The following is a 26,065-nucleotide window of genomic DNA, read 5'->3' as shown; positions in this document are numbered from 1 at the left end:
TTAAGCGTACCGCTTATCTGTTTATTTTTCCAAAGCCTCCTCGAACAACTCTTTCCATTGCTCCGCGATATGCTCGATCCTGAAACGTTCCACATCCACCCGTGCCTGCCGTCCCATCTTCCTGCGCAGGTCCTCATGCTCAATCAGATAACAGATCTTCTCCGCCAATCCCCCGATGTCACCGTTCTCCACCAACAACCCGTCGCGGCCGTCTGCGATGATGTCTCTCGGTCCGCACGGGCACGTGAACGAAACGGGGGGCACCCCGCACGCCATAGCCTCGATGATGACCATTCCGAACCCCTCATAGCGCGAAGACAGAACAAATACAGAACTCTCACAATACTTATCCACGATATTCTGCACCGTGTGTTTGAGCAGGCAACTCGAAGCCACCCCTTCCTCATCCACCTGCCGTTGGAGTTGCTCGCGCATACCGTCCCCGTAGATCGACAGCGTCCAGTCCGGATGTTTCCGGCTGACGATGCGCCAGGCACTCACGAGGCGGTCGAATCCTTTCTGCGGCATATACCTTCCTACGGCAATCACCTGTTTTTGCGTGCCGTCCGACTGTTGGTCGGGGAGGAAAGGAAGCGGGTTGTGAATCACCTTCACGTTGTCCAGTTCCGTCCATTCGGCTGCGTCCTCGTTGCTCAGCACGACGAAATAGCGCACTTTCCGCAGTTGCCGGATCAGTTGCCGCATCCAATACTGCTTCACCATTCGCTGCACGAATCCGGGAAGGCGGTTGTCGGTGAACTCGCGGTAGTTGGACTTGTTGAAATGGATTTCTCCCAGCTTGACACTGCCGTCCTTCATATCGCAGATGAAGTTGATCTCACGCCGCAGCAGAGACACCGTGATATCCGGACGGATTTCGCAAAGGCACTCGTTCAGCCGCTTCTTGTAAAGCCGTTGTTTCTTCGAATATCCCGAAATACGTTTCAGCAATGAACGCCCGTACATTTCGTCGTAATTGATACTGAGTTGATGAAGCGTGATGGACGGATGCAACGGATAGTAAGGCTCTTTCCCTTTTCCGTCCGTCAGGATAATATGTATGTCATAGCCGAAATGCTCTGCAAAGTAATTCGCTTTCAGAGTCAGTGCCCGTTCCATACCGCTGGGATAATAAAGCGAAGGAATGCAGTAGGCTATTCTTAATTGTTTATTCATCAGTTGTTTTTTTAAGTCCTACCTCCTCAATCACCTTTTGCATCTGCGCTTTCCATGACAGTGGGCGGACCGACTCCCGGATCTCAACCGGCGAAATCTTCAACGACCGTTGAAACGCAATCAGCTTCGGGACGTCCACCGCCGACTCATCTGCAGGCACCTTCCACACATACGGCATAGCGTCAAAATCCGCATCCGTCTCCGAGTAAGTGAAGGCAAACCCGCGTGCCGCGTACTCCCGGTTTTTCAGTGTCTTGATTTCCGTGATACCGCTCCGGTGGCGTCCCAGACTGCCGATGGCAAAGTCCGCGCGTTCAAACTGCTCGTCGAGTTCCTCTCCGTGCAGGGGTCCGTGCAGAATCACGTACTCCTCCAGATGATGGTCGCGTATCACGGGAAGAATCTCCTCCCGTTCCCGTTCGCCCGATAGCGGACCTACGATATGGAAATAAACCTTATATTCCGGATTCGTCCGGTAATACTCCGCGAGGCCCCGTACCAGGCGGTCGAACCCGTGCCAATAGTGCACCTCCGCCACACCGATCAGGTGCAGCTCGTGCGAAGTGTCGTTCTGTCCGCTCCGCATCGGGGTAGCGTCGAAATCGATCCCGTTGGAAATCCGGATCGTCCTGCCTCCGAAAATCGTTTCCGCGCTGGAGAAAGTCACGATGCCGTCCAGCAGCTTCGCCATCCGGTGGCGGAAACAACGGTCCACAGCGAGCGAAGCCCTCATAGACCATGAGATGTACTCCTGATCGTAAGGATATGTCGGTATCTCCACCGTCACTTTCGCCCCCGTCTTTTTCAGGCGTTCCACCAGCCGCAGCGTGAAAGGGTTGGCGTTGTGATAGGAACGGATGTACACAAAGTCGATCTTCTCTCGCTGCGCATACTTCACGATAGGCGAGTAGTAGACACGTTTCAGCAACTTCGCCATCGTCCCTTTGCCGAAATCGGCCATCACCTCGTCGCCGATCATCAGTCGCCGGTTGCCGAAAGGCGTGGTGGCGTAGTAGCACAAGCGGACATCCGCGCCGCACTTTTCGAGTGCCTTCACTTGGTAATGTATCTTCTTGCTGATTCCGTTTGCTTTGTCGAAACCGTGAAATATCAGAAATAAGGCTTTCATGCGTGCTCTTTGTCTTGATGTATGTTGTCTATTCCGTTCATTTATTTTCCTTTTCCCGCCATGCTTCGTATTTTCCCCAAGAGGTCGTACTCCCGCGTAACTTGTATATATCCCCCAAAGATAGTAAAACTTACTATACTTTTTACAATTATTGTAAGAAAAATATTTATTCCTTCCGTCGCGTACTGTATCGGCAGGAGAATGGCCGCCATCAGCAGGCTTACCGCCATCGGAGAAAGGAGCTGACGGACGAACGGCAGGACGCTTCGCCGGAAAGTCACCCGGTACATCTGCCAGTAGCATTGCGCGAAGTTGACGGTGAACGTGACGGCGATGCAGCTTGCCACTGCCGTCAGCGTGCCGAAATAGAAGATTCCGAGCAGCATGCCCGCCACGTTGAGCGCGGACGAGAACAGTCCGCACACGAACAGACTCTTCGTGTCGCCCGCCGCCTGGAAGATGGAGCCGGAAGAAGACAGTATGATCTGAATCCCTACGGACAGTGACAGAATCCGGAAAACGGGTACGGACGGGAGCCATTGGTCGCCGAAGATGATCAGCGTCACTTCCTCCGCCGTGAAAAAGAGCAGCACGCTGAGCGGCAGTCCGATGAAGGCGAGAAAGCGCAGGATCCGTTCGTAGGAGGTGGCGAGCTTCCCTTTGTCGTCTTGAAAATCGCTGAATATCGGGTGCATCACGGGGGTGATCACTTGTGTGATGTTCTGCAGGGGAAGCATCATCAGACGGTAAGATTTTTCGTAGTATCCCAAGTCGGACATTCCCATGTATTTGCCGATCAGCAGCTTGTCAAGGTTGCGGCTGAAATAGTTGATGACATTGAACAGGAACTGGTAGGCGGAATAGGAGAATATCTTGCGCAGCACCGTCAGGCCCAGCGTGAGGCGCAGGCGTTGCGGATAGCGTTGGTAGGAGATGGCAAATATCAGTATGCTGGATACGATCGGGTTGATAATCAGCGCATACAGTCCCGCTCCGCAGAGTGCTGCGGTGACGGCTGCCGCCCCTGCCGAAATCTGAATGACGAAGCTCCGCACGGCAATGAACTTGAACTCCTTGTTGCGGTAGAACAAAGCCCCCGGCACGATGGTGGCGGAAGCGAAAAACAGGTTGACGGACAGCAGTTGGCACAGTGTCCGCAGGATGTCGCTGTTGTAATAACCGGCTATCAGCCATGACGCGGCGAAGAAGAGGGCGCTTATGCCTATGCCGGTCCACACGGTGAACGAGAAAATATCCGACAATTCCTCCCGTGTCAGCGTCTTGTGCTGCACGATGGCGGGGGATACACCCATGTCCGTGAACAGGTTGAAGAAGGCGATGATTACGGTGGCTATCGCTACAATGCCGAAGTCGTCCGGCGAGAGCAGGCGTGCCAGTACACCCGCCACCACAAGCGAGATGACGACACCGCTGTATTTGGCGAGCGCTGTGTAGAACACTCCGGAGAACAGCTGACTTTTGAGATTATCTGCCATTTATCGCGTCTTTATAGACTTGTGCATACTCGCGTCCCGTTTTTTTGATATTCATGTTTTCGATGGCGTAGTCGTAGTTTGCCTCCCCGTGTTCGTAAGCGGCATACCGTGCGCCGGTTTCGAGCGCGTGGACGATATCTTCCCGGTCGTCGGGGTCGAACGAGGGGTTTCCGGTGATGGCCAGCAGCTCGCCGTTATTCCCCGTGTCGGGACCCACCACCACTTTGTGGTAGAGGAAGGCGAGGGGGATGTTGCCGGAATTCAGGATATCTTTGCGTGGAATCATTACCAGGTCCGAAGCTGCTATATAATAAGGTAGGTCGCAACTGTCCACCAGGTCGTCGTTACCTCCGGCTCTCAGATGCAGCCAACGGTTGAGCAGGGGCCTGACCACGTAGTAGCCGAAGCGCGAGAGCCATCTCTTGAGGAAGTTCTTGCCGTACCTGTTGCGTCTGGAGAAAGGGTAGAGACGGGGAGCGAGCAGCAGTTTATGCGGCCGTTTCCATGCATGGAATGCTCCGAGCACCATGCGTATCTCTTCCCGGTTGCGGAATTTGCCGAAGGCGGTGACGATGAACGCGTTCTGCGGCAGATTGAGATATTGGCGTGCGCGCGCCTCGCTGATGTCCTCCTGATAAGTATATTCATAGATATGGTGGAGAATGACGACATTCCGGCTTTGGGGGTATCTGGCGGCAAAGTCATCCGCGCTGAAATGTCCCATGTGTACCACGATGTCGCTTTGCGTCTCGATGATGTCGTAGGCGCGGCTGATGATGTCGTTTGCGTAGTGCGGGCGCACATTGTGCCGCGTGTAGACGAAATGCGCCCCGCGCGAACGGAAGAAACGGATGCGCTCTTCGAGCCGGCGTATCACGTCGGGGTCTTCGCAGTTCCAGCCTACTACTTCTTCCGGCCATTGGAAGTGTATGATGTCATACGCCGTGTCTGATTCCCAAAATGCTTCTTTGGAACATCGTACGTCAATACCCGTCATGCGGATAGCATCGCATAGAATAGGAGCGAACAGATTGTCCGTATCACTTATTTCTCTGAATACTATGAGCGCTTTTATTGCCTTGCCATTCGTCTCTTCACAATCGTTCATGTCCTTGCTTTTGTATCCTTCTTGTGCTACAAAGGTAGTAAACTTATGATAACTTTCTCTTTTTTCCGATTTCTTTTTTCCCTTATTTCCTTTATCTTTCTCTTTTTTCTTTCCTTTTCCCTTTTTCTTCTTTTCATTTTCCTTTTCCTGTTCTTGACTTTTGCTTATCCGCAGGTGCATGGATTTGCTCAGTAACGCCTCTCTCGCCTTTGTCCTCCGCTCCAGTTCTTCCGCGTCGGGGTGCTGTTCGAGGAGGATTTCGCCGGGAAGGTAATCGTCCAGTTTGTCGGGATCTACGGTTTTGATGATGACGCACTGCCCGTTTTGAATCGCTTTGATCATCGCCTTTGAGAGATGCAGGACGTAGAAATTGCACTTCAAGGCTATGAAATGCGTGTAGATCACTTGCGCGTACGATAATATGCTGTAATTCCGGACTTGTTCCATGTTCCATGTCGTGCTGGAATTGATGGTGGTCTGTCCCGCCACTTTCTCGTGCGACAGGGGCGATACGGTGCGTTGGATGTTCAGAAAACGTCCTAACGTGATGTGGACACAATATTTCAATCTCTCTTTGATTACTTTGTCGTCATTCAGGATGACATTTGACTTCATTTTCATTTAAAAAACATTTTTATTTATGGTTATTATATTGCTGCAAAGGTTGTTAAAAGAATCGTAATAGCCCTCTGTTTTTTTCAACAAGTGTAACCAAAACATTTAAAATACCTTTGCGCTCACTGAGTTAGCTCGTCCGAAAAGGATGATTTTCGTGAATAATTTATTAAAATAGAAAGAATAATGAAGAAGGATCAGTATTTTAATCTGGAAGTAAATCTGCTGAATGACGATAATATCGCCGGTATGATGTCGGAACTGGATGCGGCGGAAGCGCTCGGCATTTATGTGATGTTGCTGTTGCACCTGCGCACGAAAGATAATTATGAGGCGTCGTGCACTCCGCTTCTGTTGAGGGCGTTCGCGCGGCGGCATGACCTTGAGTTGGATATGCTGGAAAAGGTGCTCCATGATTATAATCTTTTTGAGGTGGACGAGGAGCGGCAGACGTTCCGGGCTCCGTATCTCGACCGGGTGATGCAAAGGCTTGAGGAAAAGTGGAGAATGGATACCGAAAACGGTAAAAAAGGAGGGCGCCCGAAGAAGCGTGCGAAATGCGCTGAAACGCCCGCCACCAAAGGGCGAAAACCCAACGAAACCCAAGAGAGGAGAGAAGAGGAGAAGATAGGTATTACTCCTGTTGTAAACAACAGCAGCAATACCCTCGCGGGAGGAGCTGCTGACGCTGCTATGGTTGTGGCGGAAACGGAGGAGAAGATTTCTGCTTCGGGGAGTTCGGAAACTTCGGAAGTCCGAACTGCTTCTTCCGTTCCTGTTGGAAGGGGAATGAGGATTCGGGCGGTGGATGAGGAGGGGCAGCAACCGTTGCAGCCGGTGCTGTCTTGGGAAACGCTGGTAGACCGGCTTGCCGACTCACGCTTGTATATGGAGCTGGCGGGGCAGCGTTCCGGTCTGGGACGGCTTTTTATCGACCATCAGCAGCAGATTATCGGTCTGTTCAAAAAGCATATCCTTCTCTACGGAAAGGAGAGCGGCTTGCTCTTCTTTGAGGACGTGAAACGCTATTTTTCCAATTATATCGCTGCCGGATCGCCTACTTGCCGTATGCTGCGCGAAGAGTTGATGCGGGAAATCAAGGAGCGGGAGAGCAGGGATGTGAGCCGTTTTGAAAGTGTTGTGGATGGAAAACGGATGTATCTGGGACGTCTTATTCCCGACAGCGCACCGCCAAGACCCGACAACTCGGCGGTGTGGGATGATGCGCACAAAAGATGGGGGCATTAGTTCATCCTACGTTTGAACACCATTCATCCTACGTCTGGACACCATTCATCCCACGTCTGAGTGCCGTTCACCCCATGCTTGAATGTCATTCATCCCACGTCTGAGTGCCGTTCACCCCATGCTTGAATGTCATTCATCCCACGTCCGAAAGCGGTTTATCCCGTATTTGAAAGTATCAATCTCTCCGTGTTCTACACGAAGCGTTTGTCTTCCTTTCCCTGTGTGTGGGAAATATAATTATTCATTTAAAAATAAAGCAAGTTATGAGAAATTTTGCCAGTTACGATGTCGATGTCCGTTGGAGGACAAGCGGCGTAGTGAAAACTGTTTGTAATAAATGTCAGGCCACGCGCCACAACAAACGCGACCGTTCGCTGCGTGTCAACGTTGATACGGGGCATTGTCACTGTTATCATTGCGGGGCGGACTTTTACGTCCCCGACGAAGCGGAAGAGCGTGAGAAAGCCGAACGGCGTGCTGCCCGCCAGCGTCGTGCGGCAGCCGTTCCCCGTCATTTCCAGCGTCCGGTGTTCGATCCGGCACGGACTACGCTTTCCGAATCTGTAGAACGTTGGCTGGTGGAGACACGTTGCATCCCGCAGGGCGTCATCGCCGGACTGCGCATCACGGAACAGGAGGAATTCATGCCGCAATCCGGTCAGAAGGAGCGTTGCGTCTGCTTCAACTATTTCGAGGACGGACAACTGGTCAACACGAAATTCCGTAGTGTGGACGCGAAGCATTTCAAGATGGTTCAGGGTGCCGAACTGATTCCCTACAACATCGACTCCGTGCTCGGACAGACTTCCTGCATCATCCACGAAGGCGAACTGGATGCCGCCTCTTCCCTTGCCGCCGGATTCAAGAGCGTGATTTCCGTCCCTGCCGGAGCCAACTCGAACTTGTCCTGGCTCGACCGTTTCATGGAGACGCATTTCGAGGATTTGACGGAGGTTATCATTGCCGTCGATACCGATTCTGCCGGACTGCAACTGCGTGACGAATTGATCAACCGTTTGGGTGCCGAGCGTTGCCGTGTGGTGGCGTACGGGCCCGGCTGCAAGGATGCGAACGAGCATCTGTGCAAATACGGGGTTGCCAGTCTGCGGGTAGCCATCGAGCAGGCGGCGGAGGTTCCGCTCGAAGGGGTGTTCACGGCCACCGACCTGCACAGCGACCTGCTTGCTCTTTTTGAGAATGGTTTCGGACCGGGCGCGGAAACCGGCTGGGAGGAAATGGACAAGATCTGCACTTACGAACGGGGGAGGCTTATCATCCTCACGGGAGTGCCGGGTGCGGGAAAATCGGAGTGGCTCGATGAGCTGGTGTTGCGGCTTTGTCTGCGCCATCAGTGGAAGATCGCTTTTTTCAGTCCGGAGAATACGCCGATTGTCTATCACATCCGAAAGTTGGTGGAGAAGCTGACCGGACACCGTTTCCAGAAGGGGTGCGGCATTTCGGAAGGGCTGCTGATGCGGTCGGAGGAGTTTCTTACCGATAACGTGTCGCATATCTCTCTGAAGGGGAACGCCACGCCGGAGCGGGTGCTTGCGAAGGCGCACGAGCTGGTGTTGCGGCGGGGGTGCCGTATTCTGGTGATCGACCCGCTCAACCGGCTTGACCACACTCCGCAGCCGGGACAGACGGAGACGCAGTATCTTTCCAATTTCCTGAATATGATTACGGAATTTGCGGTGCAGCATAATTGCCTGGTGGTGCTTGTCGCCCATCCGCGCAAGATGAACCGTAACCCGGTGACGAACACTACTCCGCGCGTGGAGATGTATGATATCAACGGCTCTGCCGATTTCTTCAATAAGGCGGATTATGGTATTGTGGTGGAACGTGACAAGGGGGTGGGGGTGACCCGTGTGTATGTGGATAAGGTGAAGTTCAAACATCTCGGAATGGGTGGGATGGTGACTTTCGCGTATGATCCCGTGAGCGGGCGTTACCTGCCGTGCGTGGAATCGCATGATCCGGCTGTTCCCGTAGAACAGCGCGTCGGAGGTGTGACGTTCGACTCCAGTTGCTGGCTGCCGGATAAGGAGCTGTTTGAGTCGTAAGCGGCACTCGTACTCAGGGTTCTTGCAGTACTTCTACGATTAGCCGTACTTGTGCGGGGGTATAGCTTCTGCTTCGGGGATTCATGCCGGTGGCGATGAGTCGTTCTTTCAGTCCCGGAGCGGCGGCTATCCATTTGTTGAAACGGTCTACCGCACTCTGTTGTTGTATGTCGGGGAGGTACAACATGGCAAGCTCCCCTTTTCCGTAGCTTCGGTATTCAAATGTTTTCTCTTTCTTTTCGTCATCGGTCGGCTCTGCATCTGTCTTCATTTTCTGATTGTTTTTAGTCCGTATTTATAGAGTGTAAAGTTACGCTTTTTTACCGGATTTGCCAAGCTGTTCAGGCTGTTTTTGGGGATGAGATAAAAAGAAAATGAAAGAAAATATAGGTTTTAGCTATTCTTTTCTTAACTTTGTGGGAGAGGAGGAAAATAGCTTATGAAACGTACAGATATTGTTCATCGTATTGCAGAGACAATGCATCGCATAGCGCCTACGGCACGTACCATACTTTATGGCTCGGAAGCTCGTGGGGAAGCCCGGCATGATTCTGATATAGACTTGCTTATCGTAGTGGATGAGAAGGAACTGACACCGGAAACCGAGCTTACTTTGCGCCGTCCTTTAAGCGAACTGGAAGCGCAAACGGGGGTAGCTATTAATACATTGGTCGTGTTGAAACGTGTATGGGAAAATATTACTACACCACTGACACTTAACATTAATCGGGAAGGCATTGTGTTATGAAAGTATTATGCTTGTTATTATGCCGCGTCTGCTCTGTTGTTGAACCGTCATATTGAGGCTAATACCCATAATGGAGTAAAAACACAACTTTCAATGCATTTTGTCCGGACGGGTTTGCTTGATTTGGAACATAGTACAACTTTCGGTTTGCTTTTTGATAAACGCCATAGTAGCGACTATGGTGACTTTGCTTATTGTGACGCTGCTCTGGTGGATGTGCTTCGTCCGCGTGCGGAAGCATTCATTAATGCTGTGGAGCAATTGGTAAGAAGTGAGCGCACAGCTTAAAAAAAACTGTTTTTTGCTCTTATTCCTTGTTATCCTTTTTTAATCCTTTCTAATCCCTCCTAGTCCGGTGTAATCCGTTAATCCGTCTTTCGGTTGTCGTACTTTTGTTGTACCAACAGAAAGGAAGAATGTCCTTCTTTTCGTAGAAACAACAATTTTTATGGCAACAGTTACAGTGGTGCGCTATAAGCGCAGAAAACGAATCAGCGATGCGGATTCGCCGATGGTATTTGCCCTCAAACCTAAGTCGGGGGAGTCAAAAATCTATTCAATAGAGGCGCTGGCGCGCGAAATCGAAACGATCGGTTCGCTTTCGGTGGAGGATGTGTCGCACGTCATGAAATCCTTTGTCCGCGCGATGAAGAAAGTCCTTGTGGCAGGCAATAAAGTGAAAGTGGAGGGGTTGGGAATCTTCTATACCACGCTGACCTGTCCCGGTGTGGAATTGGAGAAAGACTGCACCGTGAAAAGCATTACCCGTGTCAATCTTCGTTTCAAAGTCGACAATTCCCTCAGACTGGCAAACGACAGTACGGCCACTACTCGTGGCGGAGATAATAATATGGTGTTTGAGTTGCTCTCGGATAAGAAGAACGCTGCGGGAGGTGATGGCGGCAGTCCGGACAACCCGAATGGTTCTGGCGGAGGAGAGGACGGAGATAACAATGGGGAAGCTCCGGATCCGGCGGAGTAATCCGGCGGGGATGTTCAGTGAATAAATAATCAATTAAAAATGCAAAGCTATGGTTGACAAAATCTTGGAAGTTGTATTGGAAGTGTTGTTTTTCTTTCGCAGAAAGAGAAAAGCTAAAAGAATGAAAGGACAGGTTGATGAGGAAGATTGACCTGATTGTGATCCACTGTTCCGCCACTAGGGCGGACAGGGATTTCACGGAAGACGACCTGGACGTGTGCCATCGCCGTCGTGGTTTCAACGGTGTGGGGTATCATTTTTATATCCGAAAAAATGGCGACATCAAGTCTACCCGTGAAATAGAACGTATCGGAGCTCACGTGCGTGGCTATAACGCCCGTTCGATTGGCATCTGTTATGAGGGTGGGCTGGATTGTCACGGTCGTCCCGCCGATACCCGTACCGAGTGGCAGATTCATTCCATGCGTGTGCTCGTTCTCGCGTTGCTGCGTGATTATCCCGGTTGCCGTATCTGCGGTCATCGTGACTTGAGCCCCGACCTGAACGGAAACGGGGAGATAGAGCCGGAAGAGTGGATTAAGGCGTGTCCGTGCTTTGAGGTGAAAGAATCCGACTTCTTCTCCGGTCAAGAGTAGAATGGAAAAACAAGACTTGCAACACTGGTAGCTGAATACCGGTGTTGCAAGTCTTTTTATATATTTTCTTTTTCAAATGAGGAAAAGTGGAATTTTATTTGTTACTTTGTTGATAGGAAATCTAATTTTGATGAGGATGTTTTTCGACAATTATAAGCAACATACAGATGCGCAGATACGTCAGTCCCTATTTTGGGAGTATGATATGTCACGTTTTGATTGGGAGAAGATGCGTACGCTGGTCGTTCAGCGGGTGATTGAACGGGGGCGGAAAGATGATTTCTTTGCCATCTTAAATAGGTATGGAGTGGAAGGAGTAAAGGAAAGTATCAAGGAAATTCCGACAATGAACGCGAAAGACATTTCTTTTGTCTGTGCCGTGTTTGACTTAAAAAAGGAGGATTTAAAATGTTACACAAGGAAACTGTCTCACCCTCAACATTGGAACTCTTGACAACGTTAATGAAAGACTGCCGACTCAAACACTTTGTATTGGTGGGTGGAACTTCATTATCCTTGCAGTTGGGGCATCGTATAAGTGTTGATTTGGATTTGTTCTCAGATTTGTCGTTCGATGAATCCGAACTGTCTTCCTATTTGGTGGAAAATTATGATTTAGAGTTGGATTTTATTTCCAGAAGTACGCTGAAAGGGGAAATTAGAGGGGTCCAGATAGACTGTATTTCGCACCAATATCCTTGGTTGTCTCCGTGTGTTGAGGAAGATGTTATCCGTTTGGCTTCTCCTGTCGATATTGCTGCTATGAAACTGAATGCTATTGCGGGCAACGGCACTCGTATAAAGGACTTTATCGATTTGGCCTATCTCTCCACTTTGCTTTCATTGGGAGAAATGCTGGAGGCCTATGAACATAAATATAAAGCAAATGTAATCATGCCTCTGAAGGCCCTTACATATTGGGAAGATATTAATTTTGACGAACCTATAAGAATGCTGGGCTCTGCACCTTTCAAATGGAAAAAGATAGAAAAGAGATTGTTGCAAATGCAGAAATATCCACAAAAGAGATTCGATCTTTTTCCATAAATCAGAGCTTTGTCCAGCGATACGGTTATACGTGCTTTTCCAACGCCATATTCCTATAAATATCGAGCAATGCTTTCGCACTGTTCTTCCATGAGAACAGTTTGCTGCGCTCCACTCCGCAGTCCGCTTGTTGCCGGTAAAATTCCGCATCTCCTTCCAACTGAAGAATCTTCGCCGTGATGTCCTCCGAACTGAACGGATCAGCCAGCAAAGCCCCTTCACCCGCTATTTCGGGCATTGCCGAAGTGTTTCCGGCAATGACAGGCGTACCGCAGGCCATTGCTTCGAGCATAGGGATACCGAAACTCTCGCGAAGAGAAGGATAAAGGAATGCGAATGCACCGCTATACAGTGCCGGAAGGTCGGTGTTCGCAATGTATCCGGGAAAACGGAGGTAGCCTTTGATGTCCGTAATCTTCTCTTCCCCCAGTATCCGGTCGATAGCGTCTTCCTTGAGGTCGGCTATGAGCAGCGGGAGCTTCTTCTGCGAACGTTTCAGATAGTCACTGTACGCTTTCAGCACTCGCGGCGTATTCTTTTTCGGATCAGTATTTCCCAAGAAAAAGAGATATTCGTCCGCATCTATATACTTCCGGGTGATTTCCGGAGCTTTGGGCTGAAGATGGAAATGGCTGTTGAATCCGTTGTATACGGCAACCAACTGTTCGTCGGACAGGTGCAGAGCATCGAGGATACGCTGACGTTCAAACTGGGAAACTGTAATGATTTTCTTGCATTTGGGGAGTATGCGGGGCACTATCAGGCGGCGGTAATGCCATCCCATCTCCTGATATAGCGACAGGCTGGACGATTGGCGTTTCTCCAGATAAATGATGTCGTGCAGCGTCAGCACCAACGGCACGGGGCAGTTCAACGGAGCCGTATTGCTGGTACAATGCAACAAGTCGGGGCGGATGCGCTTCACCGCTCGCGGAAGAGCCACCTGTTCCCACAACGGATAGGTAGCGCATTTCAGTTCGATGACGTGCATATTCTCCGAACTCTTCAGGCATTTGTCTTCACCGGGACTGACGAAAATGAAATACTCGTTTTCGTGATCCATCTTCTGTAACTCACGGATTGTTTCAAGAGCGACGAAATCCATTCCATGTTTGTTGGGGCGGAAGATGCGCTGTGCTTCAATGGCTATTTTCATTGCTTCTTGTTTGGGATAATGTGTTTATGAATGAGAGTGATGTTCACCGTGCTCTGTATGGATGAACTTCTTATTTGCTCCTTTAAGTTTGAATAAATTGCCTGTCATGGTGACAGCCAGCATGGGTACCTTCATGATGGCTTTCCCTACCTCTTTGGTAAACAGTTGCCCTCCCGGTACGGGTAGAATCATGGCGGAGACCTGTGCTACCGACAGAATCCACCATTTGATGGCCATCGTCCATTCATTTCCTCCATTGCGCAGGCTCATGACAAGACCGATAACGGTAGAAAACGAAAGTCAGTCCGAACACTCCTGCCAACTGTATCAGGCGGGGAGGCAGCATCCATTGGAATATCTTGTCGCAATAGTCTATATTGCCTTGCAGCAGGGCTTTCGGCAGGTGGGGCAACGAAGCGCGGAGTGCTCCGAACTGCGCCGCTATCCAACGTTTGCGCTGGTTGCTGATCGCTTCTTTTTTCTGTGTCTTCTCATCGAACACAGGGAGGTCGTTCAGATAGACTGTATGGATCCGTTGCTGCAACAGCATGGATTCCAGTTCTTTGTCTTCGCCTGCCGTTTGCAGGTATTGCACATTCTGTTGAAACCATTTTGCATCGAAGGCCATTCCCGAGCCGGATAACCCGGCGGAAAGTCCGAGCGCGTTGTGCCCGCTCCGGAAGAAGCCGTTGTTGATCTCTTCGCTTGCGCTGTCCAGAATGGAGATATCGGTATTCAGATTCTTACCTGTCCGGTGAGCCTGTATGGATCTTACGCCACTGTCGAACGCACGGTTGATGCAGGACAGGAATTCGGGGACGGTCACGTTGTCGGCGTCCATGATAACCACTATGTCATAGAGATCAGTGTCGATGTTGTTCATGGCCATAGCCAGCGCTTTGGCTTTGGAGCTTTCCGTGTAATCCGCCATCAGTAGCCGGATGGGGAGCGTGCGTAAGGCTTCGTTCGTTTCCGGTTGCATCTGGTCGGAAATGACGACAAGGTCGAACAACTCCTTCGGATAGTCCTGCTCGAGAAAACTGCGGACCGAAGAGAGTATCACACGGTCTTCCTTGTAGGCGGGGAAGAGCACGGCAATGTGCCGGAGCGTACGGGCTTCGGGATATTGGGGAGCCCGGTAGAACTTGGAGGCGATGGCGTAAAGCAGCAAGTAGCATACGCATAGCGTGAGGGGGATGTAGAGAACCCAGTCAATGATGTTCATAGTATTCGTTTTTTTGTTCTTTTGTTTCTTTGGTGGCCGACGGAAGGATCAGTCCTGAATTGACGCCTCTGCAGACGGCCAGGAAGAGATCGAAGCGTCCTTTTAAAGCATAGAGCAGACCGTTCTTCAAGGCTGCGACAGTGCTTTGATAGAGCACGGAGCCCAGACGTGCGGCTCCCCTCAGGTTGCGGCGGGCGTAGAGCAGGCGGTTGCGGGTCAGATAATAGGTACGCAGCCGACTGAGTTGTCCGGTACTCTGGCTTTCTTTGTGGAAGACCGTGCAACGGGGCTCGTACCATAGCTCGTAGCCGACACGTGTCATGCTTGTGCTCCAGTCCAGCTCTTCGTAGTACAGGAAAAAGATCTCAGGCATCATCCCCGCTTTCTCGACTACCTCACGTTTGATCATCATGGCTGCGCCATGCAGGTAGGGAGTGGGGTGGGGAGTGTCGTATTTCCCGTCATCGGGACAGCCGAACCCCAACATATGGTTACGTAACGTGATTCGCGACAAGGGGGTGAAGCCTGCGAACTGTATGTGCTGCGGCGGGAAAGCGAAACGTATTTTCGGCGATACGCCTCCGATTTCGGGACGGCTTTCCAGCCGTTCTACCAGGCAGGAGATTGCGTCTGACTCGATATAGGTGTCGTTGTTAATGAAGAAGAGGTATTTTCCTCTTGCCGCACGGATTCCGATGTTATTGCCGCCGGAGAATCCTCTGTTTACCTCGCTGCGGATGGCGATGACTGAGGGGTATAGTCTGGATATCTTGGCAGCCTCGTCCTCGTGCGAGGCGTTGTCTACCACAATGATCTCGTAGGTTACGGAATGCAGTTTCTCCTGTAACGATTCTATCAGCTCGCAAGTGTCTTTGAAACCATTGTAGCAGATCGTGATAAATGATATGTCCGTCCGGTGGCTGTCTGTCATTTTTTTATTCGTTTGGTTCTTTAATCAGGTGCGGTTCTTGTTTCTCACTTTCCTCCGGATTTTTACTTTCCTCCGGCTCCTCACCGATGTGTTTGTCTATATAAGGTGCGGCGAGGCAGAGGGCGAAGCCTGTGTATACAGTCAGTTGGTTGGGATATTGCATCACGTCGTTGACGTAGGCGGCAATGAAGAGTCCGGCATTCATGCAAAGCCATGCCGCCGCCAGTCCTCGTAGATTCTTATTGCGTACTTTGAACATCAGGAGCCATGAACACCAGGCGAAGAGAGTGCCGTGTATGGCAAGATAAAGTATCAGCCCTACAATTCCGGTTTCCACCCAGACGGCAATCAGCCACGAGTCGGGTGGATAAGGCATTTGTTCTTTCGAATCGAAGTTTCCCGCTTTGGCCAGCCCGATTCCATAGCCTATCGGTTTCCTTGCCATCAGCTCCTTCATCCGCTGGCGGTTTTCGACACGCACGAGGTAGGAGGCGTCTTCGGTGGGATGGAAGGAGGAGCGCATCTTATGGATATACTGGTTGCCGCTCCCGATATTGGTGTAATAGAAAAATACGAAAATGCCGATAGATATGAATATTCCCCCTAGCAACGCTTTCCAGTTCTTGGCTATGATAGTAATCATCAGCATACCGCCCATGAGCACTCCCATAGCGGAACGGGTTCCGGAAATACCCATGCCGTAGATACCGCACAAGGCTATAAAAAGGAAATAGAGGCGCTTCCATCTGGAGTCGACAAAGAATGCGGAGATGGAGAAGGTGACGGCTGCCATCGCTGAGTGCACACCGTAGTTTGCCGCGTCCGAAAAACAGGAAAAGTATCGTATGCCCGACCAGATGATGTGGGTTCGCGCACCGCCGAGAACGTGCAGGAAGTAAAGGTCTTTGGTGCTGAAACCGTGATTTTTCTGCCAGTATCCTTTGAGGGTGAAGATGATGACGAACACGGACCATACGAGCAATAGCAGTTCTATGTCTTTCCTGGTACGTATGACGACCGGAACGACAAATGCGCATATCAGGGGAATGAGCGCGTAGGGCGTGATGTTGATGTTCCATGCCTCCAACACGCAGTTGGGGTTCATGATCTCCATGATATAGTACAACAGCCAGACGATGAACAGCCAGGTCATGATGTTTTGCCCGCGCTTCCATTCGGTGGACTTGCCGTTACTGAGCTGTATCAGGCAAACGGTAGTGAGCAACAAGATAAGAACCATTGAGAACAGTCCTGTCTTGACGTTTACAAGCATACTTACCGCTATTAGCGCGAATTGTGCGGCAAGCAGGATATGGAAAGTAGTGTTCCTATTCGTCATCGTCCTCGTCTTCTGCTTCCTTTGCTTTTCTTCTGAGGTTGAATATGATTTTTTCTGTCAATGACAACTGGCTGAAGTGATAACTGAACCTGCGCAACAGGGTATATGGCGGCAACTGTCCGGTGAAGTCTTCGGCGGCTTCACGGCTGGCGTTGGTCAGGCAGATACGGAAAGGCACATTGCTCTTGCCCAACTGCAACATGAGCTGCTCGCATAGTTGCTTGTCTATCGTTTTCCATCCGCGATTGGCCGGAGTCACCAGTATATTGGCGTTGGTGTCATGCAACAGGGCACTCGATATGCTGCTCTTTGACAGAGGAGGATAGGCGACGATCAGTACGTCTTCTCCTTGCGGCGTATAGAAATCCGTGACGCTCCTTGCAAGCAGGTATTGGGTGGATGCAATGTCAAAATCTTTATTGTAGCAGATGAACTTCGTGTTCAGTTTGCGGCTTTGCATGAATCCGCAGATCAGTGTCCCGATTATGTCTTCTCCGGAATCCTCGCTAGTGCTGAACAGGTTGATGATAAACACACCGGGGGATTTCCGCTTGGTCAGGAAGCGGAGCAGGGAGTTGGTCAGCTCTCTTACGGAAAGTTGTATGTACGTTCTGGTCAGTCCTCCGTAGCGGGCGGTCGAAAGGCTGGGAACGGCACCTATCACCTTATATCCCGTCACCCGCAGGGTGCGGCTGGCGTCACGCAGTGTTCTGTCAAGCAATTCTACCAATACCAGCAAAGCTATGATAATCACGAAGATGGCAATACAGGCTGCTATGACGATCTGTTTCCGGTTGGTTGAGTTGGCTCCGATCGGATAGGTAGGCTCATTGAGGACTTTCAGCGTGGCGGAGGTCATCTCCAGATTCTTTTTCCTCAATAAAGCTTCGTTGTAACTTTGCAGGACGGTCAGGTAGCTGCGTTCCGTGAAGTTGATGCTACGTTCTTTCTGCTTGATGGTGGTACCCACAGGTGCGAAGAATACGTAACGGTTGTTCAAGTCGCGACGGGCGCTTTGTACGATTTTCAGTTCGGCTTTCGCCTTCTCGTAGAGCAATGTCTGTTCCAGCCATTGGTCGATGATATTGGTGCGCGACGCACCTTCTTTGGTATATTTGTGACCTACGTATGAGGTAGTCAGGGCGTTCAGTTCTTGTTTAAGCTCGTTCAACCGCTTTTTGTCTCCTTCCAGCGAATGGAGGTCTTTCTTGCTGGAATCGGTCATTGCTTCGGCTTCCGATATCTTGCCGGTGATGTTGGAGGCTTCGCGCAGCTTGTCTACGAATTCCATGTTTTTCAGTACTTGCCTGGCGTTGTTGTCCATGTGTTTTTCCAACTCTTTGAGCATGGACGCGGTGCTGTTGAATGCGAAAAGCGCATCCTGTTCTCTCAGCTCGAATTCCTTGCTGATGGCGGCTATTTCCTTGGTCTCGTCGAGGTAGTTGATAATGCGTTTTTGTACATTATACTTCGTCAGGTCTTCTTCTTCCGCTCTCAGTTGCTTGCCGATACGTTTCAGCTCTTCTTCGAAATACTTGATCACTTTGTCCGTCTCTCCGTAACGGATACGGCGGTATTCCTCGACAAACTCGTGCATCAGGATACTTACGGTGTTGTAGGCGATACCCGGATCACCGGAAGTATAGCTGATGTCCAGCAGGTCACTGGTGAGGCGGCGCTGTACCTTTACGTTTTTCAGAGCACCGTAGCTGTAATAGGGATGGGAATAATAAAAGAGCCCGTAGATGTAATTGTCCTTGTGCGGGCGCATATATGCTTCCAGATTGGCTACTGTCTTATCTTCGCTCGATTTGTCGATCAGTTTCAGTATCTCGTCTCCCGGAGGGCTGTTTTTCAGATGGTTGTATGTGTAGTTGTAGCTGGCAGGGGTGATTCCGTCATTCTCTTTTTCAGGATTCCCTTTGATCAGTATGCGGGCGAACAATCGCAGACTGACTCTTTTCAGCGTACTTTCGGCCTGCATGATACTGATGAGGTTGTCCATGGAGTTCTGCACGGTTGCCCAATCGGTGCGTTTGTCACTTTCGAGGTTGTAGCCCGAAGCAACTCCTGTGTAAAGGGTTGCTTTCACATCATACCCGCCTCGCATATGGCGTGTGTAATAAATGACCAGTAATGTGAAGAGAGTGGTCCCTATCAGTATCAGCCAACGATGCCGAAATAGGGTCCGTATGATGGAAATGATGAGATTCATATCTTAGTCTTTTATTTTCGTATAATGGGCGTGCGTGAAATAATTTCAAGCATCATGAGACTCTTGGTTAACTCGAACTTGCTCTTTTCATATGCTTCACGGGCTTGCGACTGCCTTTCCTTGTCTGTCGCCAAGTCGATGGATTCGATGGTTCCGTTAGCAAAATTCTTTTCGGAAATCTCATATTGCACGTTCGCCAGCACCAGACCCTCGCTTCGCATCTGAAGGACTTTGATCTGTGATGTAGCCATCGCGTACATTTCGATTATGTTCTTCTTGATCTCATCGTATTTGATTTCCCGCTCAAGCTCCGCGCTTTTCAGATTGAGCTTCTGACGACTGACACGCGCTTTGAGGTCAAACAGGTCGTCCAATGGGATGCTGACTCCCGCTCCTACCGTATATCCGTTCTGGGCTTGGGTGGAGTAGGTGGGGTATGGCTCTACGTAAACGTCCGTATAGGTGGATTCATTGCCGAAAGTACCGTATTGGTAGCTTCCCCGCAGACTGAAGAATCCGAGAAATGCACGCTTTTCTTTCGCCAGCAGTTTGCGCTCTACCGCCGCTTTGACATCTGCCATCTCATAGATGGGATTGTCTTTGGCATTCTCAAACAGGACGGAGAGTGGGGGAAGAGTGATATTGCTGTAATCTTCTTCGCTTAATTGAGTATAATCACTGACCTCTTGCGCAACAATCGGTGTGTTGGAGGTGAATAGAAGGAGTAATCCTAAACAGATATATATAATTTGTTTCATAAAATAACCCTGTTATTTGCTTCTGCTGTGTTTTGTTGTGACATAGCTTGCGCAAATATAAGGATTAATTTCATTTATGAACAGTCTTTTGTTGTCTATTTTGCATTCTTTCTTGCTAATTTGTGCTAGAAGGGCCCTGACATTGGAACTAGAAGGCCTCTGTTACGTTGAACTAGAAGGCCTCCGTCATGTTGAAATAGAATAAATTCTGCTTGTTCACCATGTCTCTTCCCAAGTCGAGACGAACGTTCATGCGGGGCTGGACTTCAATACGCAGGCCGACTCCGAGATTAGGCAGGACGCCTTCTATCTTTCCCGGTGTGGGTCCCATGAATCCGCAGCCTCCCCAGGCCACATATCCTATGTGGCTCAACATCTTTTTGATCCATGTGCTTTTGTCTGTATTTATCATCTGGCGGTATTCAGCCATCATTACATGAGAGGACTTGTCGCGGAACTGTCCCATGTAATAGCCGCGAAGGTCGAAAGGGGTTCCGCTCAATACATATTTCGTCAAAGGAACGTCTCCGAATGCGTTTTTGCTTTGTACGGTCCAGGCGAGAACTTTCCGTTTTCCGACCGTTTTGTATTGACGGTAGTCTATCTCCAGACGGTAAAAATTGTCGTCACCTCCGAAAGCTTTGCTGTACATCATCCCCCGAAAGTCGAGGTAAGTGCCCTGATAGGCATTGGCGGGCACATCGCGTGTGTCGTAGGTCAGCAGGAATCCGAGTCCCGAACTGAAATTGGTGTATCCATGCTCCGTACCCCCTGCTGCGATATATGACGGTTGCTCAATCATTCCCGCCGCAGGTTTGGTAATCTTGTCGTAGTTCAAGTCAACCTGAGGACCTGCGAAGAGATCGCTTTCCCCCAACCGGAACAGAAACCACGGATTCACCTGAATACCGCTATATCGGTATTCACTCGTATCTTCCCCTCGCGGATAGTCCTTGTTTGTGTTATATCCGATACCGTAGAAGTTTTCGATGGTGTTTTTGTAGGAGAAAGTGCCGAATATGCGGAAACGGTCGCCTTTGAAGAAGAGTTGCGGCTTTGTCATGAGATTGAGCCCTCCTTTGAATATCAACGCGATGGACATGGGTACGACGGAACGTCTCTGGGTGGTGTCGCTCGGATTCATCCGGAACGTCATCAACGCGCTACCACCCACCAGAAAACCGAAATCGGGTGTGTAGCTGGGACCTCCCAGAATGTTGTAATGCAAATTCCGCTTCGCCACACGCTGGCGGCGTAACTCGCGTTTGGTATCTTTTACCGTCCTTGTACTGTCTGTCTGTGCCAGCATGACACCGATAGGCAACAACGCCATCCATATACCTATTATATATTTCTTCATCTTGTAGAGCTTCGGCTGTTTCATATTCTTTCTTAATTTCAGGATACAAAGAAAACGCTTTTATTCTGATTAGTTTTCATATTCATAGATAATAAATGTAAATTCGCTCTTTTTCTTTGCTTTCGGGAGAAAAGAAAGATGGGGTACGTGTGCGAGCACGAAGATAATTACGGAAAAATCTCCGTAATTACTCCCTTTTTTCCTCCCGAATCCCAATCTTATTTATTACTTTTGCGGCAAATTTATGAAACCATTATTTTATATAGCATGGCAAATGTAATAAAGTTACGCAAAGGCCTTGACATAAACCTGAAAGGTAAAGCTGCTGAAACGTACACAACAGTGAAGGAGCCGGGTTTTTACGCCCTCGTGCCCGATGATTTTCCTGGTGTGACACCGAAGGTGCTTGTAAAGGAACAGGAATATGTGATGGCCGGTGGACCCTTGTTTATCGACAAGTATCATCCTGAAATTAAATTTGTTTCGCCCGTGAGCGGCGTAGTGACGAGTGTAGAGCGTGGAGCTCGTCGTAAGGTGTTGAACATCGTGGTAGAAGCTGCTACTGAGCAGGACTACGAGGAATTTGGCAAGAAGAATGTGGCAACGATGGATGCGGAGGCTGTAAAGAACGCTTTGCTGGAAGCCGGTCTTTTCGCATTTATCAGACAACGTCCTTATGACATTATCGCAGATCCGACGGTGACTCCGAAAGGTATCTTCGTTTCTGCTTTCGATACCAATCCGCTGGCACCCGATTTTGAGTTTGCGCTGAAAGGTGAAGAAGCAAATTTCCAGACAGGACTCGATGCGCTCGCCAAACTGGCAAAAACTTATCTGAGTATCAGCGTGAAACAGAATGCTGCCGCTCTGACGCAGGCCAAGAACGTTACAATCACCGCATTCGACGGACCGAACCCCGCCGGTAACGTGGGCGTTCAGATCAACCATCTCGACCCTGTCTCTAAAGGAGAAACGGTATGGACTATTGATCCGCAAGCTGTTATCTTCATCGGCCGTCTTTTCAATACCGGTCGTGTGAATTTCACCCGTACGGTGGCAGTGACAGGTTCCGAAGTGCTGAAACCTGCTTACTGCAAACTTCAGGTAGGGGCGCTGCTCACCAACGTGTTTGCCGACAATGTCACCAAGGACAAGGACTTGCGCTATATCAGCGGTAATGTGCTGACTGGAAAGCAAGTGTCTCCGAACGGATTCTTGGGAGCGTTCCACAGCCAGTTGACGGTGATTCCCGAAGGGGATGATATTCATGAAATGCTCGGATGGATCATGCCGCGTTTCAATCAGTTCAGTGCCAACCGCTCATACTTCAGTTGGCTGATGGGCAAGAAGGAGTATACATTGGATGCCCGCGTGAAAGGTGGCGAACGCCATATGATCATGTCCGGTGAGTACGACAAGGTATTACCGATGGATATCCTGCCCGAATTTCTGATTAAGGCTATCATCGCCGGTGATATCGACCGTATGGAAGCGCTTGGTATCTACGAAGTCGCACCCGAAGATTTCGCCCTCTGCGAATTCGTCTGCTCTTCGAAGATGGAACTGCAACGCATCGTTCGTGCCGGACTCGATATGCTGCGAGCTGAAATGGCATAATCGCCCGACTGTCGGCAAATAGTAAATTGTAAATAGTAAAATAGTAAATATATTAATGAAAGCGTTAAGAAATTATCTCGATAAGATAAAGCCGAACTTTGAAGAAGGCGGCAAATTCCACGCATTCCAGTCGGTGTTCGACGGCTTCGAAACATTCCTGTTCGTGCCCAGCAAGACTGCGAAAACGGGAACGCACATACACGACGCAATCGATAGCAAACGCATCATGTCGATTGTGGTTATTTCGTTAATACCGGCTCTCTTGTTCGGTATGTACAACGTAGGTTATCAGCATTTCACTCACACGGGCGCTACCGGTAGTTTCTTTGAGATGTTTATCTACGGATTCCTGGCAGTGTTGCCGAAAATTATCGTATCATACGTGGTAGGTCTGGGTATTGAGTTCGTTGTGGCTCAATGGAAGAAGGAGGAAATTCAGGAAGGATTCCTCGTTTCCGGTATCCTGATCCCGATGATCGTTCCGGTAGACTGTCCGCTGTGGATTCTTGCCGTAGCTACCGCATTCTCTGTGATCTTCGCAAAAGAGGTTTTCGGCGGTACAGGTATGAATATCTTTAATGTGGCATTGATCACTCGCGCATTCCTGTTCTTCGCATATCCGACCAAGATGTCCGGTGATGCCGTTTGGGTGTCGGGCGACAGTATCTTCGGTTTGGGACAGACGGTGGATGGATTGACGGTTGCCACTCCGCTCGGTGTGGCCGCTACGACAGGCGCTGCTCCTGAGTTCAGTATGGACATGGTGACAGGGCTGATTCCCGGTTCGATCGGTGAAACCAGTGTGATCGCTATTCTGATTGGTGCGGTTATCTTGCTTTGGACAGGCGTTGCTAGTTGGAAGACAATGATTTCCGTATTTGTAGGTGGCGCGTTCATGGCATGGGTATTCAACGCGATCGGCATGGAAGGCAATGCTATGGCAAATATGCCGTGGTACGAACATCTTGTGCTCGGCGGTTTCTGTTTCGGCGCCGTATTTATGGCTACCGACCCCGTAACGTCCGCACGTACTGAAAAAGGCAAGTATATCTTCGGATTCCTCATCGGTGTGATGGCTGTTGTCATCCGTGTGCTGAACCCGGGTTATCCGGAAGGTATGATGCTCGCCATCCTGTTGATGAACATCTTCGCTCCGTTGATCGACTACTGTGTGGTACAGGGCAATATCAGCCGTCGTGAAAAACGTGCTATCAAGTCTAACCAATAAATACCGAATGAAAATGAATACAAATAGTAACAGTTATACTATCATTTATGCTTCGGTAATGGTTATTATCGTTGCATTCCTTCTGGCATTCGTCAGCTCTTCACTGAAAGCTACGCAAGACAAGAATGTACAGTTGGATACGAAGAAGCAGATTCTTGCCGCATTGAATATTAAGAATGTGGAGGATGCGGATGCTGAATATAAGAAATATGTGAAAGGCGATATGCTGATGAACGCTGACGGTACGTTGACCGAAAACACAGGAGACTTTGCTACGAACTATGAGAAAGAAGCGAAAGAGAAAAAACGTCTTCATGTGTTTGTCTGCGAAGTGGACGGACAGACGAAATACGTAGTTCCTGTTTACGGTGTAGGTCTTTGGGGCGCTATCTGGGGATATGTCGCACTGAATGAGGACAAAGATACTGTATACGGTACTTATTTCTCTCATGCGAGTGAAACTCCGGGGTTGGGTGCTGAGATCGCAACTGACTGGTTCCAACAGGAATTTGTGGGCAAGAAAACATTGGCGAATGATAGTGTTGCCTTGAGTGTGGTGAAACATGGTAAGGTGGAGAAAGCTGATTATCAGGTGGATGGTATCTCCGGTGGTACAATCACTTCGGTAGGCGTGGACACTATGCTGAAAAAGTGTTTGAAAGAATACGTGAAATTTTTAACTAAATAATGAGGAGGAGAAAAATAGAATATGGGACAATTGTTTTCGAAGAAGAATAAAGAAGTATTCTCTGCTCCGTTGGGAATAGACAATCCGGTAACCGTACAGGTGCTCGGTATCTGTTCCGCACTTGCCGTTACCGCAAAACTGGAGCCTGCTATCGTGATGGGACTTTCGGTTACGGTTATTACGGCGTTTTCTAACGTGGTGATTTCATTGTTGCGCAAAACCATTCCTAACCGTATCCGTATCATCGTTCAGTTGGTTGTGGTAGCTGCGTTGGTGACTATCGTAAGTGAGATTCTGAAAGCATTTGCATACGATGTAAGCGTGCAGCTTTCTGTATATGTAGGTCTGATCATTACCAACTGTATCCTGATGGGACGCCTGGAAGCATTTGCCATGCAGAACGGCCCGTGGGAATCTTTCCTGGATGGTGTAGGTAACGGATTGGGTTACGCCAAGATTCTTGTTATCGTTGCGTTCTTCCGCGAACTGCTGGGTTCGGGAACATTGCTCGGTTTCAACATCTTGAACTACGAGCCTATTCAGAAAATCGGATACGTGAACAACGGTCTGATGTTGATGCCTCCGATGGCGCTGATTATCGTCGCTTGCATTATCTGGTACCAACGTTCACGTCACAAAGAACTGCAGGAAGAAAGTAATTAATTCTTCATTCTTAATTCTTAATTAAAAGATATGGAACATTTATTAAGCTTATTCGTCCGCTCTATCTTTGTGGACAACATGATATTCGCGTTCTTCTTGGGTATGTGTTCATACCTGGCTGTATCGAAGAATGTGAAGACTGCCGTAGGACTGGGTATCGCCGTGACTTTCGTGTTGCTGGTGACGCTTCCGGTCAACTATCTGTTGCAGACTAAGGTGCTGGCTGCCAACGCTATTATCGAAGGTGTCGACCTTAGTTTCTTGAGTTTTATTCTTTTCATTGCCGTTATTGCCGGTATCGTGCAATTGGTGGAGATGGTGGTGGAACGTTTCAGCCCTTCGCTCTACGCTTCATTGGGTATCTTCCTTCCGCTGATTGCCGTTAACTGTGCTATCATGGGTGCTTCTCTGTTTATGCAACAACGTATCAACCTAGGTCCGAGCGATCCGAAATATATCGGTGACATCTGGGATGCTATCTCATACGCGCTGGGTTCGGGTATCGGTTGGTTGCTGGCTATCGTTGGTCTGGCTGCTATCCGTGAGAAGATGGCTTACTCTGATGTGCCTGCTCCGTTGAAGGGTTTGGGTATCACATTTATCACAGTAGGTCTGATGGCAATCGCATTTATGTGTTTCTCTGGTTTGAACATCTAAAAAGAAAGGAATAAGAC

Annotated in this window: 23 protein-coding genes and 2 pseudogenes; 13 read left to right on the top strand and 12 right to left on the bottom strand. The window is 49.5% G+C overall.

All coding sequences use genetic code 11. The annotated features are described in order from the left end of the window. Positions 1–21 precede the first annotated feature (21 nt). The 4 genes from BACFIN_RS09920 to BACFIN_RS0219870 are packed head-to-tail and all read right to left on the bottom strand — an operon-like array spanning position 22 to position 4,909. A complete protein-coding gene (locus BACFIN_RS09920; RefSeq protein ID WP_007753277.1) occupies positions 22–1,176 on the bottom strand; it encodes a glycosyltransferase family 4 protein in 1,155 nt (384 codons plus the stop codon). Continuing rightward, on the bottom strand, positions 1,169–2,305 hold the full coding sequence (locus BACFIN_RS09925; RefSeq protein ID WP_007753272.1) for a glycosyltransferase family protein: 1,137 nt from the start codon (positions 2,303–2,305) through the stop codon (positions 1,169–1,171). Before BACFIN_RS09925 ends, BACFIN_RS09920 begins: the two co-directional genes overlap by 8 nt. Positions 2,306–2,346: 41 nt before the next feature. Then, positions 2,347–3,801: a lipopolysaccharide biosynthesis protein gene (locus tag BACFIN_RS09930; RefSeq protein ID WP_007753270.1), complete on the bottom strand. Its 1,455-nt coding sequence runs from the start codon at positions 3,799–3,801 to the stop codon at positions 2,347–2,349. After that, positions 3,791–4,909: a glycosyltransferase family protein gene (locus tag BACFIN_RS0219870; protein WP_032839591.1), complete on the bottom strand. Its 1,119-nt coding sequence runs from the start codon at positions 4,907–4,909 to the stop codon at positions 3,791–3,793. Before BACFIN_RS0219870 ends, BACFIN_RS09930 begins: the two co-directional genes overlap by 11 nt. A gap of 801 nt (positions 4,910–5,710) precedes the next feature. Here BACFIN_RS0219870 and BACFIN_RS09935 point away from each other — a divergent pair. Together BACFIN_RS09935 and BACFIN_RS09940 are read left to right on the top strand one after the other, a co-directional pair. Continuing rightward, entirely contained in the window at positions 5,711–6,772 is a 1,062-nt protein-coding gene (locus BACFIN_RS09935; RefSeq protein WP_007753264.1) for a DUF7833 domain-containing protein, read from the top strand. A 263-nt stretch (positions 6,773–7,035) separates the two neighbouring features. Beyond that, positions 7,036–8,838, top strand: coding sequence for a bifunctional DNA primase/helicase (locus tag BACFIN_RS09940; RefSeq protein ID WP_032839572.1), 1,803 nt, complete (start codon positions 7,036–7,038; stop codon positions 8,836–8,838). Between the two features lie 13 nt (positions 8,839–8,851). On the opposite strand, the gene BACFIN_RS09945 is transcribed toward BACFIN_RS09940, so the two are convergent. Next, positions 8,852–9,109: a DUF4248 domain-containing protein gene (locus BACFIN_RS09945; RefSeq protein ID WP_007753257.1), complete on the bottom strand. Its 258-nt coding sequence runs from the start codon at positions 9,107–9,109 to the stop codon at positions 8,852–8,854. Between the two features lie 168 nt (positions 9,110–9,277). Here BACFIN_RS09945 and BACFIN_RS09950 point away from each other — a divergent pair, with 168 nt between their 5' ends. The 6 genes and pseudogenes from BACFIN_RS09950 (at position 9,278) to BACFIN_RS09975 (ending at position 12,211) form a co-directional block, all read left to right on the top strand. Continuing rightward, entirely contained in the window at positions 9,278–9,586 is a 309-nt protein-coding gene (locus BACFIN_RS09950; RefSeq protein WP_007753256.1) for a nucleotidyltransferase domain-containing protein, read from the top strand. 15 nt (positions 9,587–9,601) lie between these two features. Beyond that, positions 9,602–9,874, top strand: a pseudogene (locus BACFIN_RS09955) (HEPN domain-containing protein); the annotation flags it as partial. 160 nt (positions 9,875–10,034) lie between these two features. Next, a complete protein-coding gene (locus BACFIN_RS09960; protein WP_007753249.1) occupies positions 10,035–10,568 on the top strand; it encodes an HU family DNA-binding protein in 534 nt (177 codons plus the stop codon). Positions 10,569–10,705: 137 nt separating this feature from the next. Continuing rightward, a complete protein-coding gene (locus BACFIN_RS09965; protein ID WP_022275099.1) occupies positions 10,706–11,164 on the top strand; it encodes an N-acetylmuramoyl-L-alanine amidase in 459 nt (152 codons plus the stop codon). 130 nt (positions 11,165–11,294) lie between these two features. Then, entirely contained in the window at positions 11,295–11,618 is a 324-nt protein-coding gene (locus BACFIN_RS09970) for a DUF6922 domain-containing protein (RefSeq protein ID WP_032839590.1), read from the top strand. Further along, positions 11,573–12,211: a nucleotidyl transferase AbiEii/AbiGii toxin family protein gene (locus BACFIN_RS09975; protein WP_032839571.1), complete on the top strand. Its 639-nt coding sequence runs from the start codon at positions 11,573–11,575 to the stop codon at positions 12,209–12,211. The genes BACFIN_RS09970 and BACFIN_RS09975 overlap by 46 nt, the downstream gene beginning before the upstream one ends. A gap of 25 nt (positions 12,212–12,236) precedes the next feature. Here the strand turns inward: BACFIN_RS09975 and BACFIN_RS09980 are convergent, their stop codons facing one another. The 7 genes and pseudogenes from BACFIN_RS09980 to BACFIN_RS10010 all read right to left on the bottom strand — a co-directional run bounded on the left by BACFIN_RS09980 (position 12,237) and on the right by BACFIN_RS10010 (position 21,195). Then, a complete protein-coding gene (locus BACFIN_RS09980; protein ID WP_007753236.1) occupies positions 12,237–13,367 on the bottom strand; it encodes a glycosyltransferase family 4 protein in 1,131 nt (376 codons plus the stop codon). Positions 13,368–13,391: 24 nt separating this feature from the next. After that, a pseudogene (locus tag BACFIN_RS20775) lies at positions 13,392–14,592 on the bottom strand (glycosyltransferase). Continuing rightward, the gene (locus BACFIN_RS09990) at positions 14,579–15,523 is read right to left on the bottom strand and encodes a glycosyltransferase family 2 protein (RefSeq protein ID WP_007753225.1); all 945 of its coding nucleotides are present in this window, start codon (positions 15,521–15,523) and stop codon (positions 14,579–14,581) included. The pseudogene BACFIN_RS20775 and the gene BACFIN_RS09990 overlap by 14 nt, the downstream one beginning before the upstream one ends. Before the next feature lie 4 nt (positions 15,524–15,527). Then, positions 15,528–16,862, bottom strand: a complete 1,335-nt coding sequence (locus tag BACFIN_RS09995; RefSeq protein ID WP_007753224.1) for an O-antigen ligase family protein — start codon at positions 16,860–16,862, stop codon at positions 15,528–15,530. Further along, positions 16,852–19,077: a GumC family protein gene (locus tag BACFIN_RS10000; protein ID WP_032839570.1), complete on the bottom strand. Its 2,226-nt coding sequence runs from the start codon at positions 19,075–19,077 to the stop codon at positions 16,852–16,854. Before BACFIN_RS10000 ends, BACFIN_RS09995 begins: the two co-directional genes overlap by 11 nt. A gap of 11 nt (positions 19,078–19,088) precedes the next feature. Then, positions 19,089–19,835, bottom strand: a complete 747-nt coding sequence (locus BACFIN_RS10005) for a TolC family protein (protein WP_007753221.1) — start codon at positions 19,833–19,835, stop codon at positions 19,089–19,091. A gap of 172 nt (positions 19,836–20,007) precedes the next feature. After that, positions 20,008–21,195, bottom strand: coding sequence for a BamA/TamA family outer membrane protein (locus BACFIN_RS10010; RefSeq protein ID WP_032839589.1), 1,188 nt, complete (start codon positions 21,193–21,195; stop codon positions 20,008–20,010). A gap of 267 nt (positions 21,196–21,462) precedes the next feature. Here BACFIN_RS10010 and BACFIN_RS10015 point away from each other — a divergent pair, with 267 nt between their 5' ends. The 5 genes from BACFIN_RS10015 to nqrE are packed head-to-tail and all read left to right on the top strand — an operon-like array spanning position 21,463 to position 26,048. Next, entirely contained in the window at positions 21,463–22,812 is a 1,350-nt protein-coding gene (locus tag BACFIN_RS10015; RefSeq protein ID WP_032839588.1) for a Na(+)-translocating NADH-quinone reductase subunit A, read from the top strand. A 55-nt stretch (positions 22,813–22,867) separates the two neighbouring features. Beyond that, on the top strand, positions 22,868–24,040 hold the full coding sequence (locus BACFIN_RS10020) for an NADH:ubiquinone reductase (Na(+)-transporting) subunit B (RefSeq protein ID WP_007753214.1): 1,173 nt from the start codon (positions 22,868–22,870) through the stop codon (positions 24,038–24,040). A 13-nt stretch (positions 24,041–24,053) separates the two neighbouring features. Next, complete coding sequence (locus BACFIN_RS10025) at positions 24,054–24,728, top strand: Na(+)-translocating NADH-quinone reductase subunit C (RefSeq protein WP_032839587.1); 675 nt, start codon at positions 24,054–24,056, stop codon at positions 24,726–24,728. Positions 24,729–24,749: 21 nt separating this feature from the next. After that, positions 24,750–25,391 carry an NADH:ubiquinone reductase (Na(+)-transporting) subunit D gene (locus BACFIN_RS10030; protein WP_007753212.1) on the top strand — a complete coding sequence of 214 codons (642 nt, stop codon included), beginning with the start codon at positions 24,750–24,752 and terminating at the stop codon, positions 25,389–25,391. Positions 25,392–25,421: 30 nt separating this feature from the next. Next, positions 25,422–26,048 carry an NADH:ubiquinone reductase (Na(+)-transporting) subunit E gene (nqrE, locus tag BACFIN_RS10035; protein ID WP_007753211.1) on the top strand — a complete coding sequence of 209 codons (627 nt, stop codon included), beginning with the start codon at positions 25,422–25,424 and terminating at the stop codon, positions 26,046–26,048. Positions 26,049–26,065: the final 17 nt, after the last annotated feature.

The sequence above is a fragment of the Bacteroides finegoldii DSM 17565 genome (assembly GCF_000156195.1).
GTDB lineage: Bacteria > Bacteroidota > Bacteroidia > Bacteroidales > Bacteroidaceae > Bacteroides > Bacteroides finegoldii.
This window is presented reverse-complemented; position numbering and strand designations above follow the sequence as displayed.

Coding starts and splice junctions, on each gene's coding strand:
- BACFIN_RS10020 (WP_007753214.1), top strand. CDS start 22,868: ATGAAAGCGTTAAGAAATTATCTCGATAAGATAAAGCCGAACTTTGAA.
- BACFIN_RS10015 (WP_032839588.1), top strand. CDS start 21,463: ATGGCAAATGTAATAAAGTTACGCAAAGGCCTTGACATAAACCTGAAA.
- BACFIN_RS09930 (WP_007753270.1), bottom strand. CDS start 3,801: ATGGCAGATAATCTCAAAAGTCAGCTGTTCTCCGGAGTGTTCTACACA.
- BACFIN_RS09945 (WP_007753257.1), bottom strand. CDS start 9,109: ATGAAGACAGATGCAGAGCCGACCGATGACGAAAAGAAAGAGAAAACA.
- BACFIN_RS10010 (WP_032839589.1), bottom strand. CDS start 21,195: ATGAAGAAATATATAATAGGTATATGGATGGCGTTGTTGCCTATCGGT.
- BACFIN_RS09980 (WP_007753236.1), bottom strand. CDS start 13,367: ATGAAAATAGCCATTGAAGCACAGCGCATCTTCCGCCCCAACAAACAT.
- BACFIN_RS10000 (WP_032839570.1), bottom strand. CDS start 19,077: ATGAATCTCATCATTTCCATCATACGGACCCTATTTCGGCATCGTTGG.
- BACFIN_RS09970 (WP_032839590.1), top strand. CDS start 11,295: ATGAGGATGTTTTTCGACAATTATAAGCAACATACAGATGCGCAGATA.
- BACFIN_RS09965 (WP_022275099.1), top strand. CDS start 10,706: ATGAGGAAGATTGACCTGATTGTGATCCACTGTTCCGCCACTAGGGCG.
- BACFIN_RS09925 (WP_007753272.1), bottom strand. CDS start 2,305: ATGAAAGCCTTATTTCTGATATTTCACGGTTTCGACAAAGCAAACGGA.
- BACFIN_RS09940 (WP_032839572.1), top strand. CDS start 7,036: ATGAGAAATTTTGCCAGTTACGATGTCGATGTCCGTTGGAGGACAAGC.
- BACFIN_RS10025 (WP_032839587.1), top strand. CDS start 24,054: ATGAATACAAATAGTAACAGTTATACTATCATTTATGCTTCGGTAATG.
- BACFIN_RS10030 (WP_007753212.1), top strand. CDS start 24,750: ATGGGACAATTGTTTTCGAAGAAGAATAAAGAAGTATTCTCTGCTCCG.
- BACFIN_RS09920 (WP_007753277.1), bottom strand. CDS start 1,176: ATGAATAAACAATTAAGAATAGCCTACTGCATTCCTTCGCTTTATTAT.
- nqrE (WP_007753211.1), top strand. CDS start 25,422: ATGGAACATTTATTAAGCTTATTCGTCCGCTCTATCTTTGTGGACAAC.
- BACFIN_RS09950 (WP_007753256.1), top strand. CDS start 9,278: ATGAAACGTACAGATATTGTTCATCGTATTGCAGAGACAATGCATCGC.
- BACFIN_RS09960 (WP_007753249.1), top strand. CDS start 10,035: ATGGCAACAGTTACAGTGGTGCGCTATAAGCGCAGAAAACGAATCAGC.
- BACFIN_RS09935 (WP_007753264.1), top strand. CDS start 5,711: ATGAAGAAGGATCAGTATTTTAATCTGGAAGTAAATCTGCTGAATGAC.
- BACFIN_RS09995 (WP_007753224.1), bottom strand. CDS start 16,862: ATGACGAATAGGAACACTACTTTCCATATCCTGCTTGCCGCACAATTC.
- BACFIN_RS0219870 (WP_032839591.1), bottom strand. CDS start 4,909: ATGAACGATTGTGAAGAGACGAATGGCAAGGCAATAAAAGCGCTCATA.
- BACFIN_RS09990 (WP_007753225.1), bottom strand. CDS start 15,523: ATGACAGACAGCCACCGGACGGACATATCATTTATCACGATCTGCTAC.
- BACFIN_RS10005 (WP_007753221.1), bottom strand. CDS start 19,835: ATGAAACAAATTATATATATCTGTTTAGGATTACTCCTTCTATTCACC.
- BACFIN_RS09975 (WP_032839571.1), top strand. CDS start 11,573: ATGTTACACAAGGAAACTGTCTCACCCTCAACATTGGAACTCTTGACA.